The following is an 18,582-nucleotide window of genomic DNA, read 5'->3' as shown; positions in this document are numbered from 1 at the left end:
CGTCGTGATACGGCAGGATCGTGGCTGGAGGTTAGATGCAGTTCCGGAATATCGCGCGCCTGAGCTTAATTGCACTGGCGACATTTTTGTCGGCTGGCTGCTCGATGATGCCTGCGAGCGGCCCCCAGGGTGATGCGGTTCGTGCATCGGAAGCCGGAAGCCCGGAAAGTCTGCCCTACGCCCTCGTCAAGGTAACCCCCGACGTTGAAGCGGTCCTCGCTTCGTTTTCGCCGCGCTTGTCCAATCAGGCAACCAGGGCGTTCCGCTCCGATCCGACCGAGATTCGTTTCGGAGTGGGTGACGTCGTCAGCGTCACCATCTTTGAGGCGGCGGCCGGCGGACTGTTCATTCCGTTGGAAGCCGGTGTGCGACCCGGTAATTTTGTCACTATTCCGAACCAGAATGTGGACCACAACGGCTTTATTTCTGTGCCGTACGCAGGCAACATCCGCGCGAAGGGAAGGACGCCCGTCGAGGTCCAACAGGCGGTCGTGGAAGCTCTCAAGAACAGGGCCATTGAACCGCAGGCCGTGGTGACGCTAATTGATCAGCGCACCTCGCTGATCAGCGTTCTGGGTGAGGTCAATTCACCTTCGCGTTTTCCAGCCAATGCGGCTGGCGAGCGAATTCTTGACGCGATTACCCGAGCTGGCGGCCCGAAAGGACAGGGATTTGATACCTGGGTCATGCTGGAACGGGGCGGCCGGCGCACCACCGTGCCGTTCGGGCAATTGGTCTACGAACCGACCAACAATATCAATGTGCAACCTAACGATACTATCTACGTCTATCGCGAGCCGCAAAATTTCGTCGCCTTCGGCGCGTCGGGCTCGCAGGGACAGTTCAATTTCGACGCATGGCGAATTTCGCTCGCCGAGGGTGTCGCCAAGGCCGGCGGGTTGAACGATAGTTCAGCCGATCCAGCGTCAGTGTTTCTCTATCGCGGTGAGATGCGCGAGGTCGCAGAGCGTCTCGGAGTCGATACCAAGCGGTTTCCTGGTGATATCGTGCCGGTCATCTACAACGTGAATTTCCGCGATCCCAGCGGCTTCTTCCTTGCGACAAAATTCCAGATGCGGGCGAAGGATGTCGTTTTTATCTCGAATGCGTCGTCGGTCGAGGCAGCCAAGGTGATGCAGTTCATCCGACTGGTCACAGCGACTGTCAACGATCCGATCGTGGCTGCTCAGAATGCTGTTCTGCTTCGGACGGCGATCAAGACATCGCCTTGATGCAGGTTGCGCTCTCGGCGGGCCGCCCGTGGCTGATCGCGAGCTGGCGACGTGAGCATCTCGTCTGACGCCAAGAACCAGGTTCAACGTACGCGAGACAACCGGCTTGCAACCGGTCTGCTTGGCGCGACGATCGCCGTTGCGCCTCTTCCCTACGGCGCGACCGATCCCATTGCAGTCAGCGCCGTGGTTGCTGGTCTGGGGATTGCCCTGCTGTGTGTGCGCCCTCGGTTGCGAACGCCTCGGGACTGGAGCGTCATTGCCTTTCTCGCTCTCGTTGGGGCGGGATATGCCTTGGTGCTGCACGAGCAACTGAGCGCCAATCCGTGGTTGCAAAGCCTGCCCGACATGGCTTGGCTCCAATTATCCTCCCTGCTTGGCGAAACGAGCGCGCCGCTCTCAGCTGTGAGGGGGCAGCCATTTTTTGCCCTCGGCAACACCTTGGCTTGTAGTGGCGCGCTGTTGTGTTCCTACCTGGTTTGCATGGACAGGCAAAATGCCGAAAGCCTGCTCAAGATCATTGCATGGGCAGGGGTGGCCTACGCCTTCTTCGGTATCGCGGCCTATATCGTCGCGCCAGAAATGGTGCTGTGGCGGGAGAAGGTCCTTTTTCGGTCGGTGTTGAGCAGTACCTTTCCAAACCGCAATACGGCGGCGATCTATTTCGGGGTTTGTTCGGTTCTTTGGGCGTTGCACGTGTTTCGCGAGATGCTCAATCAACACGTATTCTGGGAAAGCCGATGGCGGATTGCAAATCTGACTTGGGATTTCAGCCTCAGCGCGTCTTGTGGAGGTTTCCTGCTGTGTTTTCTCGCGATGATGTTGACGGGCTCGAGAGCCGGAATTTCGATTTCCCTCATCGGAATATGCGCCGCTATCGCGTTCCTTTTTAACCGAGAGATCCGATCCCGGGCGGCCGCATTATGGTTGAGTTTGCCGGTCCTTGGGGGCGCCGCTCTGTCTTTCCTTGTGCTTGGCGGCCAGGTCGGGGAGCGCCTCGGTCAATATGGCTTGAGCGGTGGAGGGCGATGGGAGGCGTATGCTTCGACCTGGCAAATCATCTCCCAACATCCCTATTTTGGAACGGGCTTGGGGACTTTTGCATCGGTCTTTCCGCGTTTCCGGAGCGGCGATGTTTCGATCTGGGGGATCTGGGACCGCGCCCATAACACGCTCCTCGAACTTGCCGCCGAGGTCGGAATTCCGCTTGCGGCTCTGGTGGGATTCGGCTGGATTCTGGCGCTGCTTGCATTGCTGTTCGGTTCACTGCGGCGGCAAAAGGGGGCAATCTTTCCGCTTGCCGGCCTTGTCTGCGGCGCCATGGCGGTCTTGCATTCAATGGTCGATTTCTCGTTGCAGGTGCCCGGTCTGGCCGTGACCGTCATGACGCTTGTCGGGATGGGGCTCGCTCAACGGACCTCTCGGGCCGGGGCAAGGAAGTTGTGAGGGGCGAGACGGCGTAAAGGTTAACCCGGTGATGGGCTATTTCTAAAGGCGCAAACGGGCCATTTGCCTTGGCGGGCTGCCAGCCGCCATGTTATGGGTATTATAATATTTAATAGGGGTTGATTATGTTCTCCTTCGGTGGGTTTTGTTCGCGACGCATGATTGCGGCGCTGGCGGTTTCGGCATCTTGCACCCTGCTTGTGCCCGCGGGCGCGCTTGCTCAGCAGGGGCAGCAGCAGGGCCTGGTTCAGCAGTTCAACGCCAATCCGCAGCAAGTGCTGCAGCAATTCCCGAACGGGGGCGCTGCCATGATCTCGCAGCTTCGTGAGATTGCGATCGCTGATCCGAAATCCCTTGACGCGATCATGGGGCTCATCCCCAACGCCAGCAAGGATCAGAAGGCTGCAATCGGCTCCGCGCTGGGCCAGGCGGCAAAGGTGGTTGTGAAGACTGACCAAGCCTATGCCAACGATATTCTGCAGGCGATCGCCAAGACCAAGGATCAGGATGTCTTCCTGGCTTATTCGGGCGTCGCGCCTGACCAGGGAACCGCTGCAACGGGCGGCGGCGGTGGCGCAGGCGGCGGCGGTGGTGGTGGTGTTGGCGGCCAAACGAACGCGATTGCCGGCACACCAAGCAGCACAGGCGCGCCTCAGGCTATCAATGGGGGCAGCACGCCGACTGCCAACTTCAGCTACACGTCCAGCGTCTCCGGCGGTGGCACGACATCGGGAACGACCACTCTGCTTGCAACGGGTACCAGTCAATAGACGCGATTTTGGCCGATCGATCGCTGCCGCTCCATGCCACGATCGACAGGTTGGGCTTTTTTCGAATAGCGGACACCCATGAACGTACTTCCCAGTCTTGATCGGGCGGTGGCCTACGCCGGGGCCGCAACGGATCAGGTCGCCTCCTCGACGGAAGCGGTCAAGGGTCTCCTCGGTTTTTTGCACCGCCAGTACCGACTCATCCTGGCGATCGTGGCAGCGAGCCTGTGTTTCGGGCTGCTCTATATGATCGCGACGCCGTCGAGCTATTCGGCGACGGCCACTTTGATCATCGATACCCGCAAAAATCAGCTGTTTCAGCAGCAGTCGGTTCTGGGAGACATTCCCATCGACAGCGCGGCCGTCGAGAGCCAGGTCCAAATTCTCAAATCGGAAACGATTGCGCTCGCCGTCATCAAAGACCTTCACCTGACCGAGGATCCGGAGTTCGGCGGCAGGTCGGGGCTGCTTGGCATGATTTCCGGCGGCGTCGCATGGCTGTTTACGGGTGACGCAAGTCGCTCTGACTTCGAAACCCTGCGACGGACAGCTGAAGCGTTCTCCAAGCATCTGACCGTACGCCGCGTGGGCCTCACCTACATCATCGAGATCAGCTTTACGTCCCTCTCCTCGGATCGCGCCGCGCAGATCGCAAATGCGGTCGCGGAGGCTTACGTCGTCGACCAACTCGACTCCAAATATAAAGCGACCAAGCGGGCCAGTGTCTGGTTGCAGGACCGCATCAAAGAGCTTCGCGATCAAGCGTCTGCAGCCGAGCGCGCCGTTGTCGCGTTCAAAGCCAACAACAATATCGTGGAGTCAGGCGGTCGCCTGATGAACGAGCAACAGCTCGCCGAGCTCAACAGCCAGCTCGTTGTCGCCAGAGCCCAGGCCTCGGAGGCCAAGGCGCGATTGGATCGTATCCAGGCTGTCCTCCAAATGGACTCGCCGGAATCGACGGTCGATGGGACGGTCGCCGATACTTTGAACAATCAAGTGGTAAGCAAGCTCCGATCGCAATATCTCGACCTGGCGACGCGCGAGGCGGATTGGTCGGCGCGGTATGGCCGTGGCCATCTTGCGGCGGTCAATCTGCGCAATCAGATGCAAGGCATTCGCAGTTCGATCCTGGATGAGCTGCGTCGCCTGGCCGAGTCCTACAAAAGCGATCTCGAAATCGCAACGCAGCGTGAAGCTGGTGTTCAGAAGCAGCTTTCACTCGCGGTAACGGAGTCTCAGGCAACCAATCAGGCTCAAGTTTCGTTGCGCGACCTTGAGAGTTCGTCGCAGACCTATCGAGCGCTGTACGACAACTTCCTGCAACGTTACATGGAATCGGTGCAGCAGCAGTCATTTCCGATCACCGAGGCGCGGGTCATTACGCAGGCTTCTCGCCCGCTGAAGGCGAGCGCGCCGAAGCTCAGCTTGGTGATGCCGATCGCAGCCTTTGCAGGGCTTTTCCTCGGGCTCGCCATTGCACGCTTCCGTGATTTGTCGGAGAACGTTTTCCGCACTACGGATGATGTCAAGGCCGTCCTGAAGACAGATTGCATTGCAATTCTGCCGCAGATCGAAGAGCAAAAGGGACGTCTGCCGGTTGCCGCGGTGCTCAACGGCCCCCGTGCGATTGCTTTGAACGGCAGCCTGTACTGGCATGTGGTCAACGAGCCATTTTCCCGCTACGCCGAATCCATCCGCTCAATCAAGGTCGCAGTTGACCTTGCGCTACGTTCGGGGACCGGCAAGGTCATCGGCTTCACCTCTTCGCTCCCGAACGAGGGCAAGTCGACGGTTGCCACCGCATTCGCCGAGCTCCTGGCGCAGAGCGGAGCCCGAACGATTCTGGTCGATGGCGATCTGCGCAATCCTTCCCTGACGCGCGGCCTTACGCCCGATGCGAACCGTGGCTTGATCGAGGTCATGGCCGGCCGCGACGGACTTTCGCAGGTCGTGTGGCAGGAAGGCAATACCGGTCTGCACTTCCTGCCCGCCGTCGTTGCTGCGCGCACCGCGCATACGAGCGAAATCCTGGCGTCGCAGGCGATGAAGGCGCTGATCGACGACCTGCGGAAGAACTATGACTACGTAGTGGTCGATCTATCTCCGCTCGCGCCCGTCGTCGATGTCAGGACTACAACCGACATCATCGATTCCTATGTCTTCGTCGTCGAGTGGGGACGCACCAAGATCGATATCGTGCGGCATGCGCTGGACGGCGCGCGCAGCCTGCGGGAGAACATTCTTGGGGTGGTGCTGAACAAGGCCGATCTAAAGCTGATGTCGAGATATGGCCACCACGACTACTACAGAAACGAATATTACAATCGCTACGGCTATTCTGATTAGAAGCAAATCGAACGGGCTGCTGCGCGCAGCGGTCGCTTGCTGCGGCTGCCTGCTGGCCGGTTGGGCTGCGGGTACCCTGCCAATGTTTCGGCAAACCGAAGGCGCCGATCGAACCGCTGCGGCCATTCTGACCGGTCGAAGCTTTCCAACCGAGCTCGTTACAAGCTACATCGGCGATGCGAGAGGCGCCGACGTCTTTGGCTTCTGCAGGGCTTCCACCAGGCGCTCATTGGCCGTGCTGAACCTCTACCTCTACGAGGAAGCGTTTGCCGCAGGGCGGGCCGATCTCATCGACTCGCGACTGCGAAATCTCCTCGGCAGCGTGAAGGCGGCGCTGCACTGCGCGCCGGCAGACGCTTACCTTTGGCTGTTGCTGTTCTCGTTCGAAAATGCGTTCGGCGGCTTTAAGACAGACAACCTCGCCTATCTGCGAACGTCATATTTGATGGGACCACACGAGGGATGGATTGCGATCAAGCGCAATCCTGTGGCCCTCGCGATGCTGCCGGGCCTTGATTCATCACTGGCGCAAACCGTTTTGGACGAATTCGCTATGCTGGTGCAGAACGGCCTTTATGAGGAAACCGCTGCAATCTTTGCGGCTGCCAACCCCATCTTGCGGGACCGCCTTCTCGCCCGTTTGGCCGCGGTTCCACAGCCGAGCCGTGAACGCTTTGCCAAGGCGCTAGGCGCGCTGCTGCCTTCGGTCGCAGTGCCGGGCATCGATCGGGAAGACGATCGTCCATGGAGGCGTTGACGGTCAGCAGCCCTACGCGGCCACGGGTTTTGACAGTAGCCCACAGGTTTTGCCTGGGGTTCGGCGGGATCCCCGAGAGCCTGCTGCTGCTTGCACGCGAGCTCGAAAAGCTCGGCGTGCAATTGGACATCTTGAGCAAGGATGGCCTGGTCGAAGCCGCCGGATGCCTGGATCGGCTTCCCGCACAAAATGTTTTGAAGTCGAGACCCGCCCTCGGCGATCTGATGGGCCTCGACCTTGGTAGCTACACTTGCGTGTTCATTGCCGGTGCCTGGAACCCGATCGGCTGGTGGATTGCAGCACGGGCTCGCCGGAAGGGCCTGCGACTTGTCTACACCCCTAAGGGAAATCTCGCCCGCGCCGAATTTAAACGCCCTCGGGATATCAAGAAATTCCCCTACTTGGCGTCGATTGAATTGAGTTTACTGGCGATGAGCCAACGGATTATTTTCTCGTCGCAGTTGGAGGCTCAGAGTTCGCTTCTGGCAGGTTTATTTCGGAGTAAGTCGATTGTCCTGCCGGAGCCATTCATTGGCCCCGCATTGGCCGGTTCCCAAACGCGCCGCCCCGGGCCCATTCGATTCGGTTTCCTGGCCGAAATAGCCCCACGAAAAGGCCTAGCGGAACTCACACGTGCTTTTGTGGCCTGGCAGGCCACAGATGACGCTCCGCCCGCCGAGCTCCATGTTGCGGGCGCGGCACGCCCAGGCTCCGAAAGGTATCAGAATAAGGTCGCGCAGGAGGTTGCCGCGGCGCCGGGGCGTATTTTTTTCCGGGGGGCCCTGAGAGTGACCGATCGGGAAGAATTCTACGAGGACATCGATTACTTCGTTTGCCCAACGCGTTTTGAGTCTTTCGGGCTTACGCCGCTCGAGGCGCTATGGCATGGCAAGCCCGTTATGGTTACTAACAAACTGGGCGCATTGGAATTTATTTCCGACGGCCGGTGCATTATAAATTTAGGGGATGGAAATAAGACAGATATTCTCACAGCGTTTGCTGTGGCAGTGAAGGATTGGACCGACTTTTCCGCGGCGGCTAACCAGTGGCGCATGCGGCCGGTGACAATTATTACGAACGATCATTTGGCGCGCGAGTTCGCACGCGAGCTTGGAGTTGGACCGACGATGTGGACCGGGGGGAGTTAGAATGGCGGCCGCTTCGCATCACGTCACGCCGGCCGCCGCCGTGGTCATCGTCAACCACTTCAAGGCGCAGCGCTTGCTAGAGGGAATCAGTTCGCTTCACCGTCAGACGATTGCCAGGACGCTTGCCGTTGCGGTGGTAGACAATTCGATGGACGAGCGCGAGCGGCGCGCTTTGTCCAGGGACGCGCCGGAAGGTGCATTTCTGCTTGTCGAGCCTGGCGAAAATATCGGGTATACAAGGGGCTGTAACCTCGGCGTTGCCGCTTTACCCTCCTCACGCTATGTCGTCCTGTGCAATCCTGACGTGGTGTGGGATCAGCCCCATGCGCTTGAGCGCCTCATCGCAATGGCAGACGCTGACCCTTCGATCGGCGTTCTGGCCCCTCTGCAATTCAGTGATGATGGCGCCCCAGTCGAGATCGCAAGAACATTTCCGACCCTGACCGAACAGGTCAAGCGACGCTTGAGTCCGCAGAGCGGGAGTGAACTCTATCTGAATGAATCACTGACCGACGGCTCGGTGATTTCGAGCGAAGTCGATTGGGTGCAGTCATCGTGCGTCGTTGTTCGCAGGACGCTCTGGGATCGGATCGGCGGGCTGGACGAGAGATATTTTCTCTTCATGTCCGATGTCGAGCTTGGTCGTGCAACATGGAATGCGGGCATGCGGGTATGCCTTACCTCGGCTGCAGCGGTCAGGGCTGACGGCAAACGGGCGAGCAATGGCGGCTTCCGTGCGTTGCTTACCAGCAGGGCTCAACGGGGCCACCTTGCGGATGCCATCAAATACTATCTGATCAACGGTCCTCGAAAGCTTCGTCGTCAGCAGATCAGCGGTATGGCCTATCGCCGAATCACCACGGCACCAACCGCGCTAGGTGCCACGACGCCCGGTGCACGATCCGCAGTCAAATCACTGGATGCCGCTGTTCATCCTGTCGATGCGCCAAGCGTCGTAAGAAGGCCATTCCTGTCATCGCCTCAATGAGCCACATCACTGGGACGATCACTGCGAGATTGCGCAAGGGCACAAGATATTCGTCCAGTGTGAGTTCTGGCTTGAGCGCCAGATGGATGATGGCAAAAGTGCCGAACATGACGGTGATCGGAGCCGGGAATTTCTGAATCAGAAAGATGGCACCCCGCAGGAGGACAAGCATCACGAGCGCGTAAAGCCCGGCACCAATAACTCCAAAATCAGTCATCCCGTCCGTTAGAATCGTGTTGGCCTGATCGATCACAGGCAATCCCAGCTTCGGATGCGCCAGGGCCTCGACCATCTGCAAGGCGATGATTTGGTCCTTGCCGGGGTCGAGTGCTGAAGGGATGCACAGTCGCACGTAGTAGAGCAGCGCCTCCCCGTAAAGCGGAGCGGAGTTGGATACGGCCTCCATCAAATCGGCAAGGTAGCCCAGGAGAAACGTCCGCTCTCGAACGTTTTCGTAGAACAGCGTTGTAAAACGATCCTGCAGCGAGGGGGAGACCAAAAATTCCAGGCCCAGGCTCATCTGGTCAGCCAGAGTGGCATCGGTGCCCAGCTCCCATCCTGCAAGCCGCAGAGCAAAGAAATACGAACTCATGACATAGGCAACGGCCCCACCGCAGGCAACGCCCAGCAGTTTTCGAGACAAAGAGAGCCGTTGTAACCCGCCGGCCAACGAAAACCCCAACGTGGCAACAATCAAGATCAACACGATGGGCCGGCGGCCGGTCGGGACAGCCGCGAGGACGACCATCAAGACGACCGCTGCATAAAATACTGTCATCGTGCGCCGCCGGCTTCGCGCCAGCATGAAGCCAGCGATGCCGGCGAGTGGCCCCTGAAACAGAGCGGCCGCCGCACCAAGGACCGTGATGCGACCGGCTTCGTCGATCTGAATACCCATGTAGCCGAGGTCACCAGCGAGATAAGCAGCGACGATCAATATGAGCCCGAAGGTCGCCAAAGCGAAGGAGAACCAGCTGTCTTCGGTCGCTTCCGCTGTCTTGGTCACGGGGCTCTCGAGCTGTCCTACGATCAGGAGCAGGCCGCAGATGATGTTGACCAAAGCCAGCGTCGATGAAATCAGCTCGATCGGACGATCCTTCACCATGATGGCAAACTCCGGAGCCGATGGCGCGCTGAGATAGGTCGACACCGAACCGCCGTCATAGGCAAACAGCAGCGAGGTGCTGAGGATCCAGGAGATGCGCAGGGCCTTGCGATCGTCGATCGCGGCATAAAGCGTCGCGAGGCCAATCATCAAACCGCAGAAGGCTACAGCTACAAACAGCGTCAGGTTGGGCCACAGCAGAAGGACAAGGCCGCTGAGCAGCAAGGCCGTTCCGAAACGCGGGATTGTCAAAAGCAAATTCACGGCATGCGATCCTTGCGCTCAGCCAGCACCTTGACCAGGAACGTGGCGTAGCGCGCTGCGGCAACATCCTCCGAAAAGGATCCAGCGTGACTGCGCGCGGCTTCGGATTGTGAGGTCAGCCAGGCCCAGTTTCTCGCAATCGTGGCTGCTGATTTTTGCGGTTGGTGAGGATCGATCAAGAGGGCGGCTGGTCCTGCGATGCTTCGCATGGGCTCCTTGTCGGTGGTGATCACCGGGCAGCCGCAGGCCTGAGCTTCGATGATCGGCCAGCCGAACCCTTCTTCATATGATGGGTAAAGCAAGGCCTCGGCCCGCATATACAGAGCCTCGATCAATTCGTTCGATGCCTCGCTCAAGACAATCAAGTTCCGCTGCCAATTCGAAGCTATTCGCGTGGCGTCTTCGGGAAGCGGCGGTCCTACGCAGACCATCAACGCGTCGCGAAGCGACGGCTCCCATTCGGGATGATCGCGCAAAAGACCGAACAACTCGACCGCGCCCCCTCGATTCTTGTACCAGATATTGCTTCCAACATGGAGCAGAAACGGACGGTCAACGGGCAAGTCCGCCTGCCGCAAGAGCTCGAGCGCGCGGTTCTGATCCATACCGCCGAACCCTATGACCGGGTTGGGAATGACATCACTGGTTCCTGAGGGGAGCCCAATCAGGCGCGTGAAATCGGCCTGCGTCGGCGCGGAGACAAAGGCAATGTTGGCGACGTGATGAAGGGACAGGCGGATGAGCCGCTGGAGATAGCGTCCTGTTGAGGGTAGGCGCTGGCCTTCGACCTCGCCGGACAGGACCTTGATCGGGATGAGGTCGTGGCAAGTGATGCTCGATGGCGTCGAGCCAAGCAACAGCACGTATGGCGCATTCGAGTGGTCTGCGATGTGGACCCAATCGTAGCGTGAAGCCCGCACCTTGAGCTCGGCCGCGAAAAGCAGAAACTTGTCCACGAAGCCCAGCCATTTGCGGGCTGGGCCTTGGCCGGAGGCTAGTTTCGCGAGGCGAACCGAGGGCGCGATAAGGTCGACCTCGAACCCCTGGCGCCGCAAGGCCGCGGCGAGCCAGGATGTATAGCGCAGCATCGAAAACTGGCGATCCGGGGCGTAATTTCCGACCAGGAGAATGCGTGCAGAATGGCTCATTGCAGGATTGCGGAGCTTTCGGCGTGAAGGTCAATGGCGGTGTTGTAGCCCGAATCGGGCCGAAAAGGTGGGCGGCGGTCACTTGCGCTGAGCGATCGAAAATTAACGTAAAAGACCTACCAAGGGCGAACCGGCCCGATTTCTCCATTAGAGAGACAGTTCTGTGGTCAAGCGCATGTTGAAGGGCAAGACGGGACCTGCAGCGCAAGGCAAGGCAAGATGAATATTGACCGTTACTATACTCGTCGCGCTTGCGCCGGATTTTATCCATGCCGGCCCTGATCAAGCGGCTTGCGATTGGCCTCCTGGGGCAAGGGGCTTGGCGTGTTGCCGTAGTGCTCAACACCGTGGCGCTGATCCCTGTGCTCATTGCGACATGGGGGCTTGAAGGTTACGGCCAGTGGATGACGATCAACGCGCTCGTCTCCTATCTAGCCTATGCCAATCTTGGCCTCGTGGCCGCCGCGACGAACGAGCTCATCATGCTGGTTGCCGCTGGCGATCAGGTGCGCGCGCAACGCTGCTTTCAGATGTCCTGCAATCTAGCTCTTGGCCCGTTTCCGATCCTGCTCGCCGCAATCCTGGCGCTGGCAGCTTCGCTGCCGCTCGTCGACTGGTTCAATCTAGCGGAATTCTCGTCAGGCGCGGTCATGCTCATACTGGCGCTCGGCGCGCTGCAACTTTGTTGCGAGACGCTTCGCGGCTTCATGGCCGGGGTGCTCTTTTCGGCGGGACGCTATGGAGCTGCTTATAACATTGCCGCAGGTGTAAAGTTTGTCGAACTCGGCGCGTCGATCTACTCCGTCGGCGTCCTCGGCGTCCGTCCGGTGTACCTTGCGGCCATCATGGCGGCTGTCGCCCTAGTTGACCTCATCATCATCGTTTGTCTTGCCCGCTCAGCGGCACCCTGGGCGCGCCTGGATTTCCGCGTTATGGATGGACGCTTCTTTCGCGATCAGCTCAAACCCGCACTGGGGTTCGCCTGTTTCAACCTGGCGACCCAAGGCGTTCTGGTTCAAGGACCGCGGCTCGTGCTTGGCACCTTGATGGGAGGACCGGCGGTCGCGGTGTATGCCGTGTATGCGACCGCAATGCGGCTTGTCGATCAGCTCTTCTTCATGTTGATGGCGCCGGTCGGCGTCGAAATCAGCCATTCGGCCGGACGCGGCGAGCCGCAACAGGTCGTTCGCCTCACCGCGGTGATCGTACAACTATCTACGCTCGTCTTGATCGCGGTTACGTCATTCCTAATGGTGCTTGGCCCGGTCATCTTCGACTGGTGGACCCATTCACGGGTGGCCTTTCACCACCCGGTGATGGCGCTTTTCCTTGTCATGTCCGCGGCTAGTCTGCCGGGTCGAATCGCAGCGCAGGTCCTGATTAGCGTGAATGCCATGCGCGTCGTGTCGGTTTTGGTGCTGGCCGTCTCGCTTGCATCGCTGGTGCTCGGCTCGGCGCTGGTTCCGAATTTCAAGATTTACGGAATGTTGATCGGCCCCATTTGCGGCGAGGTTGCGATTGCGGTCGTGCTATGGATCTGCCTTAACCGCTGGCTTGGTCTTCCGTTAAGTGCAATCGCGCGCGAAGCTGCAAATGTCTCGGGTTTGGTCAGACGGATCCAGCACCATCTGCGCGCCCCGCTGGGCGGCCGGGGCGGTTCACGATGAGTCTCCCGAACAGGCCAAGCATCTCATCGCTTAAGAGGTGTTGTGAAACATAATGGGTTTTCATTTTGTAATGATTTGAGGCGGCATCGCCGAACGCAGCTGCCTCCCCGAGCTGTCCTTTGCACCGGCAACATAGAACGAGCATCTTGATGTCAGGTCTGCCAAATGATGAAGACGCCAACCAATTTATGTATGAGCGATATGTCTCCTCCGGAGGTTTCGGGCGGGCGCCAGTCAACGAAAACGATCTTGCGCCGCGCTTAGTCATCTTGCGTGATCTCGTGCGCAGGTTCTTCCCGGCTGATCGAAACGCGTTTATTCTTGATCTCGGCTGCGGATATGGAGTGCTGCTGCTTGCCGCCCGTCGCGAGGGCTACGTTCAGCTGTTGGGCGTCGATGGGTCAGCGGAACAAGTCGCGATTGCGCATCGTCTGGGGATTAGCGAAGTCCGCCAAGGGGATCTGTTTGCCGAAATCGAACAGACCGCGGCCGATGTCCTGGATGTGGTCGTGACTTACGATGTGATTGAGCACCTTAAGAAGCAGGATTTGCTTCGCCTGGTCGCCGAGGTGAGGCGGGTGCTCAAGCCAAATGGGCGCTGGATCATCCATGCGCCGAACGCCGAATCACCGTTTTTTGGGCGAATCCGCTACGGCGATTTCACTCACGAGCTTGCGTTCACGCAGCAATCGCTCGGAGCTGTGCTGCGCGCCGGCGGATTTGGGCAGGTTGAGTGCTTTGAAGATGAGCCGGTCGTGCATGGGCTGAAAAGCGCAGTCCGCTGGATGTTTTGGAACCTGCTGCGCCTGGGGTTGCGCTTCTTCATCGCAGTCGAGACGGGCGAAACCGCAGCTGGAATCTACAGCCAAAACCTCACGGCGGTGGCTCGCAAGCTGTGAGAAGGGGCGCGCAACGTGTTATTCGCTGCCCCTACCGGGGGCTGATCCGACCGACCCAAATCAAGTTCCTCCGTAATCAATAGCTGTTTTGGTAGTTCTTCCTCGACAAGAGCAACAGGGCGGTCAGGAACATGATTTTGAGGTCGAAGTAAAACGACCAATTGTCGACATAGAACAGATCGTGGTCGATGCGCCTTTGCATCTTTTCCAGCGTGTCGGTTTCCCCTCTGAGCCTGTTGACCTGAGCCCAACCGGTAATGCCGGGTTTGACGTTGTGACGTCGCGATAGAGGCGGGATGCGCTCCTCGAACATCTTATTATGGGCAACGGCGTGCGGCCTCGGACCGACCAGGGACATCTCGCCGCGCAGCACGTTGAAGAGCTGTGGCAACTCATCAATGCTGGTCGCTCTCAACATTGCCCCGACCCATGTCACTCGGTCGTCGTTACGCGCTGCCTGGCGGAAATCCTCACACTTGTCATCCGTGCGCACCTGCATAGTGCGAAACTTCAACACAGTGATGGCTTTATTGTTGAAGCCGTGACGGACCTGACGAAACAGGGCGGGACCTGGGCTCGTCAATTTAACAAGGGCCCCAATCATCAACATTAGTGGGGCCAACGTCACCAACAGCAATGCGCTGACAACGATGTCGAAACCTCGCTTGAGAAGCTCGTCAGCGGCGGATAGCGGTTCACCCTGCACCTTCATGGTTGTGACGTCGCCGAACGCGGAAATCTCTGACGACGACAGCAGCCCATCAAGTCCCGGCACCATGACGTGGACCGCGACCGGCAGCTGCGACAGCTGGTCAAGCACGGGCCTTACGCTTTCAAGCTCGCTTGGTTGGGGCAGAACAAAAATCTCATCCACGGCCAATGAGCGGCAGGCCTCAATCAGCTCTCGGGTCATGGAGGCGGGTTGATCGGCATCCAGGCTTGAGAGCGGGAATTGAGCAATGGTGACGACCCCGTTCGCGTCAAGGCGCTTTGACAATGCACTGGAGGCTGCAGGATCGCCGATCAGAAAGGCGCGGCGCAGGGCCAGTCGTCCTTGGCCGAGCGCCCGCTCCTGACGCCGAATCAGGATGCCACGCAACGCCAACGTGGCGAGGCACACGGTCACCAGTTGTGCGAAAAATGCGCCGCGTGAATATTCCAAGGACGTCTTGAGGAGAAACATTCCGCTCAACAAAAAGCAGAACGACAGGACGGTGGCCCGGACGGCATTCCAGAGCAATTGCCGGCGGCGGAAAGCTAGCAGAAGGGCTGGGTCGCCGAGCCAAAGCGTGCTCACGCAATAGAGTGTTGCGAGCAGGAGAGCTGCCGGGAGATAACGGGCGGCGGCGGTGGCGTCGGGGACAACAGCGTGGTGATAAAGCTTGCTTGCCAAATAGGCGGCCGCCGTGACCGTCAAGAACTCGAGGCTCAACAGTCGGAATGCGACCCGCGCGCCTGGTTGCAGCCCCAGCCCCAACGGCCAAACTGATTTGCGCGTTGGCCGGAGCGGCGAGGACGTCTCGGTGGAGGGGGCGGCTGCCTGATCGGTCCGAGAATCGGGCCCGCTGTGCGACGGATGATCTTCGCGGTGCAGCGGAGGTGCTCGCCGACCGGGCGCATGCCGGCCCATTCCAACTTCGCGACGCATCCGCTACGCACCCCTAACAAATAATTATCAAATCTCGACCGATCAAAGATGTATCTTAACGTTTCAGCCACTTTAACTGTTTATTTACCGTTCGCAATCTCACAGTTTGTCAATCCATGGCGCAGATAGGCCCTTGCATGCATCCCCCTCAACGGTTGCAACAGTCGCTCGTTGCTTCTGCTGCGATTGCTACCTTGCTGGTCGTGTCGCCGGCGGCGGCGCAAGGGACAACGGATCCGCTGACGGGCCTTGGCACGAGACCCGAGGTGGGCGGAACCTACCGGCCGCGTGAGGTGCCGCAGCCCAAGATCAGCAGCAGCGGCAACACCGAGATTCTCCGCCACCGTGATTTCAGTGGGAAGCCGTGTCTCAGCGTTGGGGGATTCGCGCGACCGTTTGCAACCAGCCCCAACCTTTTTGACCATGTCATCAGCGCCGAGAACAATTGTCCGAAAGCGATCCAGATCCAGGTTTGTTATTTCAAGAGCACCGCGTGCACCCAGGCCGCGGTTCCCGGTTATGGCCGCAAAGAGGCCATCCTTGGTACGATGCCCTCGCAGAAGGATTTTCGCTTCGAGTTTCGCGAGAAATTTTGAAAGCGGGCGTCCGAATTAAATCTGCTGCGTGTTTTCCACAAGGACGTCCTTAGGGGCGGGCGAGAGCATCCTCAACGGTGTCGGCAAGCGCGCGAATCTCGAAATCTGCGGGTTCATCGGGTGCAAAACTTGCGACCGATTGTCCCATCGCGAATGAGCGGACGAAGGCCGACCGTGCTGAAATTGCGGGCGCCACCATCTCGCCAAAAGTCTGCAATTCCTGAACCAGCTGGCGGCCTTCCAAGGTTCTTGCGTCAAGCCTATTGGGAACCAAAATCACCTGTGCGGGCAAACGGCGACGGGCGCGCACTGCTGCAATGATCGCGAGTGTTGCGGCAGTGGCTTCGAGATCGAGCCCTGACGCCGTGCAGGGGATGAGGATCAGATTGGCCAGCGCGATGGAGGCCCCCATCTCGCGCTCGTTTGGCGCGGTATCGATGACGAGCAACTCGGATTGCACGCTCAAGACATCGCGCGTCCATACGGAGATGGTATCCAAGCCCAAGCCTATCTCGTGAACGGGAAATTCGAGCTGGCCGGGCTCGGCCCACAGGGACGCGGAGCGCTGCGGATCTGCATCAACCAAGGATATGCCGTGACCGCGCCTGGCGAGTTCCGCGGTGATACAAACAGCGAGCGTGGTTTTGCCGACGCCACCTTTGCGTTGGGCGACTGTAATGATCGTGCTCATGAACAGCGAAGACCGCGGGCCTCGTTTCTAGTGATCTCCGGGAGCCGTACCAGGATGCCGGCTGTCGCGTCAGCAAAATCAATAAAATCGAGCCCGCGACCACGGCCCCGCGACGTTCTCCGCACGCTTAGACCGCTGCCGGCCGCCTCAATGAGACCATGCGGGCTTCGGCTTACGCGAGATTGCCGTTTCGTGCTCGGGGTGATCAGCCAAATCGCAGTTAACCACAATATGACGTTGCCTGAGATTTAAGTTGGCGGGAATTAAATTCTGATCTTGCACGCACCGCGGCGCTCCGTTAACAGTAGCTTAACGGAGGCGAGAAGGGGGCAGACTCTCTTTGCGCCTTTTAAAATGCCTTTTTCGAGGTTGATTCGTTTCCATCTGGCTTCCCCATGAGCCGGCTGGGTTAGGAAATTTCAGGGGTCTTGTATGGCTGTCAGCTATTTGACGAAGACGGATTTGAATGCCGACCTCACTGCGGCGGGGCATCTCGATCCCACGGTTCAAGCGGCACTGATCGCGTCGCTTGAAAACGGCGGCGTCTACGATCCAGGTCCTGAGGACGGCAAGAAGGCCTGGGTTGAGCAGGGCACCTACACCAGCGGACCGGTTCCCGGCATCGTTCAGGTTGTGGACCTCACGAATTCGGCGACCGTTCAGACCTCCTCGACGCTCAAGGCCATCATCATGGATGATGCCGGGGGCAACCAGCTCAACGTCGCGGGCGGCGCCAACAACGTTTTCATCGCGATGGGCGAAGGCAACGACAGCGTCAACCTGTTCGATAGCGGCAACGACACGGTGCGCGGTGGTTCTGGCGCCGACGTGATTGGCGGGGGCAGCGGCAACAGCCAGCTGTGGGGCGATGGCGGCAGCGATACTATCTACGGCGGCAGCGGCCAGGACAGCATCTATGGCGGGTCGGGCGACGACGTGCTGCGGGCCGGCACCGGCGGGCATCAGTTGCTGGACGGCGGCGACAATAACGATGACATCCGTGACTTCTCATCCGGTTCAAGCACGCTTCTGGGCGGCGCCGGAAACGACACCATCTGGGGTTACGGTGCGGATACGATCAACGGTGGCACCGGCAGCGACGAGCTACATGGCGGCATCAATTCGACCGTCATTTCGGGCAGCACGGCCAGCGATGCCTCAGCCCTTGGTTCGGGCAGCACGCAGGCGGGTGAAGCCAACTCGCTACAGGGCGGCGGAGGTGCCGATACACTCTATGGTGGTGGCGGTGCCGATACGCTCACGGGCGGTGCGGGCGACAACTTCCTGATCGCAGGCTCTGGCCAGCATCAGCTCCTGCAGGGAACCACCGGCAACACAAAATTGTACGATGGGTCGGCTGGTGCGGGCACCGACACGCTCATCGGCGGTGCAGGCAATGATACTATCATTGGCCAGCAAGGCGATTACTTCCAGGATACGGGCGCGGCCGGATCGAAGAATGAATTCTGGCTTTATGGCAGCTCCGGAGCGTCCTCGACGCTGCAGGGCGGCGCGGGCGACGATACCTTCCACGTTGAAACCAAGATTGGCAACGATACGATTATCGGTGGCGGTGGTACGGATATCGTCGGTTTTAATGACCGTTCGCTCGGCGACGTCAAGTCGCTCGATCCGACGGCGCCCGGCAGCTACACCATCACCTTCAACGATGGTCAGGAAATCAAGGTCACCGGCATCACGGAGCTTTACTTCACCGACCAGGTGGTCAAGCTCACTTAATTCCGCTGATCGGCGGATTGGAAAGCCCCGCTTCGGCGGGGCTTTTTCGTCTCGACTAAGCTATTGAGCTCTCATCGTTTACCGTTAATTCGGTGAGGGTCGTGACCGGCTGGCAGGGGTCCGGTCGGCTTGGTAAT

General features: G+C 59.2%; 15 protein-coding genes. 11 read left to right on the top strand and 4 right to left on the bottom strand.

What is annotated here, in order from left to right; all coding sequences use genetic code 11:
* Positions 1-35: 35 nt before the first annotated feature.
* From AC0L3U_RS29045 to AC0L3U_RS29015, 7 genes are all read left to right on the top strand, one after another.
* A complete protein-coding gene (locus AC0L3U_RS29045) occupies positions 36-1,232 on the top strand; it encodes a polysaccharide biosynthesis/export family protein (protein ID WP_473291705.1) in 1,197 nt (398 codons plus the stop codon).
* Positions 1,233-1,283: 51 nt separating this feature from the next.
* On the top strand, positions 1,284-2,678 hold the full coding sequence (locus AC0L3U_RS29040) for an O-antigen ligase family protein (protein WP_473291707.1): 1,395 nt from the start codon (positions 1,284-1,286) through the stop codon (positions 2,676-2,678).
* 125 nt (positions 2,679-2,803) lie between these two features.
* Positions 2,804-3,448, top strand: coding sequence for a hypothetical protein (locus AC0L3U_RS29035; RefSeq protein WP_473364120.1), 645 nt, complete (start codon positions 2,804-2,806; stop codon positions 3,446-3,448).
* 78 nt (positions 3,449-3,526) lie between these two features.
* Positions 3,527-5,794, top strand: a complete 2,268-nt coding sequence (locus AC0L3U_RS29030; protein WP_473364119.1) for a polysaccharide biosynthesis tyrosine autokinase — start codon at positions 3,527-3,529, stop codon at positions 5,792-5,794.
* Positions 5,736-6,551 (top strand): hypothetical protein, encoded by an 816-nt coding sequence (locus AC0L3U_RS29025; protein WP_473364118.1) that lies wholly within the window; start codon positions 5,736-5,738, stop codon positions 6,549-6,551. Before AC0L3U_RS29030 ends, AC0L3U_RS29025 begins: the two co-directional genes overlap by 59 nt.
* Positions 6,539-7,699 (top strand): glycosyltransferase family 4 protein, encoded by a 1,161-nt coding sequence (locus tag AC0L3U_RS29020; RefSeq protein WP_473364117.1) that lies wholly within the window; start codon positions 6,539-6,541, stop codon positions 7,697-7,699. The genes AC0L3U_RS29025 and AC0L3U_RS29020 overlap by 13 nt, the downstream gene beginning before the upstream one ends.
* Before the next feature lies 1 nt (position 7,700).
* Entirely contained in the window at positions 7,701-8,687 is a 987-nt protein-coding gene (locus tag AC0L3U_RS29015; protein ID WP_473364116.1) for a glycosyltransferase, read from the top strand.
* Here the strand turns inward: AC0L3U_RS29015 and AC0L3U_RS29010 are convergent.
* Positions 8,608-10,056, bottom strand: coding sequence for a hypothetical protein (locus tag AC0L3U_RS29010; RefSeq protein ID WP_473364115.1), 1,449 nt, complete (start codon positions 10,054-10,056; stop codon positions 8,608-8,610). The genes AC0L3U_RS29015 and AC0L3U_RS29010 overlap by 80 nt on opposite strands.
* Positions 10,053-11,204 (bottom strand): glycosyltransferase, encoded by a 1,152-nt coding sequence (locus AC0L3U_RS29005; protein ID WP_473364114.1) that lies wholly within the window; start codon positions 11,202-11,204, stop codon positions 10,053-10,055. Before AC0L3U_RS29005 ends, AC0L3U_RS29010 begins: the two co-directional genes overlap by 4 nt.
* A 269-nt stretch (positions 11,205-11,473) precedes the next feature.
* Between AC0L3U_RS29005 and AC0L3U_RS29000 the strand changes: the two genes are divergently transcribed.
* Both AC0L3U_RS29000 and AC0L3U_RS28995 read left to right on the top strand, forming a co-directional pair.
* The gene (locus tag AC0L3U_RS29000; protein ID WP_473364113.1) at positions 11,474-12,871 is read left to right on the top strand and encodes a lipopolysaccharide biosynthesis protein; all 1,398 of its coding nucleotides are present in this window, start codon (positions 11,474-11,476) and stop codon (positions 12,869-12,871) included.
* Positions 12,872-13,020: 149 nt separating this feature from the next.
* Positions 13,021-13,770 carry a class I SAM-dependent methyltransferase gene (locus tag AC0L3U_RS28995; RefSeq protein ID WP_007606603.1) on the top strand — a complete coding sequence of 250 codons (750 nt, stop codon included), beginning with the start codon at positions 13,021-13,023 and terminating at the stop codon, positions 13,768-13,770.
* Between the two features lie 76 nt (positions 13,771-13,846).
* Here AC0L3U_RS28995 and AC0L3U_RS28990 read toward each other — a convergent pair whose 3' ends face one another.
* Entirely contained in the window at positions 13,847-15,202 is a 1,356-nt protein-coding gene (locus AC0L3U_RS28990; protein WP_473364112.1) for an exopolysaccharide biosynthesis polyprenyl glycosylphosphotransferase, read from the bottom strand.
* A 419-nt stretch (positions 15,203-15,621) separates the two neighbouring features.
* On the opposite strand from AC0L3U_RS28990, the gene AC0L3U_RS28985 reads away from it, so the two are divergent.
* Positions 15,622-16,014: a hypothetical protein gene (locus AC0L3U_RS28985; RefSeq protein ID WP_231171146.1), complete on the top strand. Its 393-nt coding sequence runs from the start codon at positions 15,622-15,624 to the stop codon at positions 16,012-16,014.
* Between the two features lie 49 nt (positions 16,015-16,063).
* Here AC0L3U_RS28985 and AC0L3U_RS28980 read toward each other — a convergent pair whose 3' ends face one another.
* Positions 16,064-16,705, bottom strand: coding sequence for a ParA family protein (locus tag AC0L3U_RS28980; protein ID WP_007606608.1), 642 nt, complete (start codon positions 16,703-16,705; stop codon positions 16,064-16,066).
* 432 nt (positions 16,706-17,137) lie between these two features.
* Between AC0L3U_RS28980 and AC0L3U_RS28975 the strand changes: the two genes are divergently transcribed.
* Positions 17,138-18,445 (top strand): calcium-binding protein, encoded by a 1,308-nt coding sequence (locus tag AC0L3U_RS28975; RefSeq protein WP_473364111.1) that lies wholly within the window; start codon positions 17,138-17,140, stop codon positions 18,443-18,445.
* Positions 18,446-18,582 lie beyond the last annotated feature (137 nt).

It is taken from the genome of Bradyrhizobium sp. Kon69 (assembly GCF_055807515.1).
Note: the sequence above shows the minus strand (reverse complement) of the source record. Positions and strands in the feature narration are given on the sequence as shown.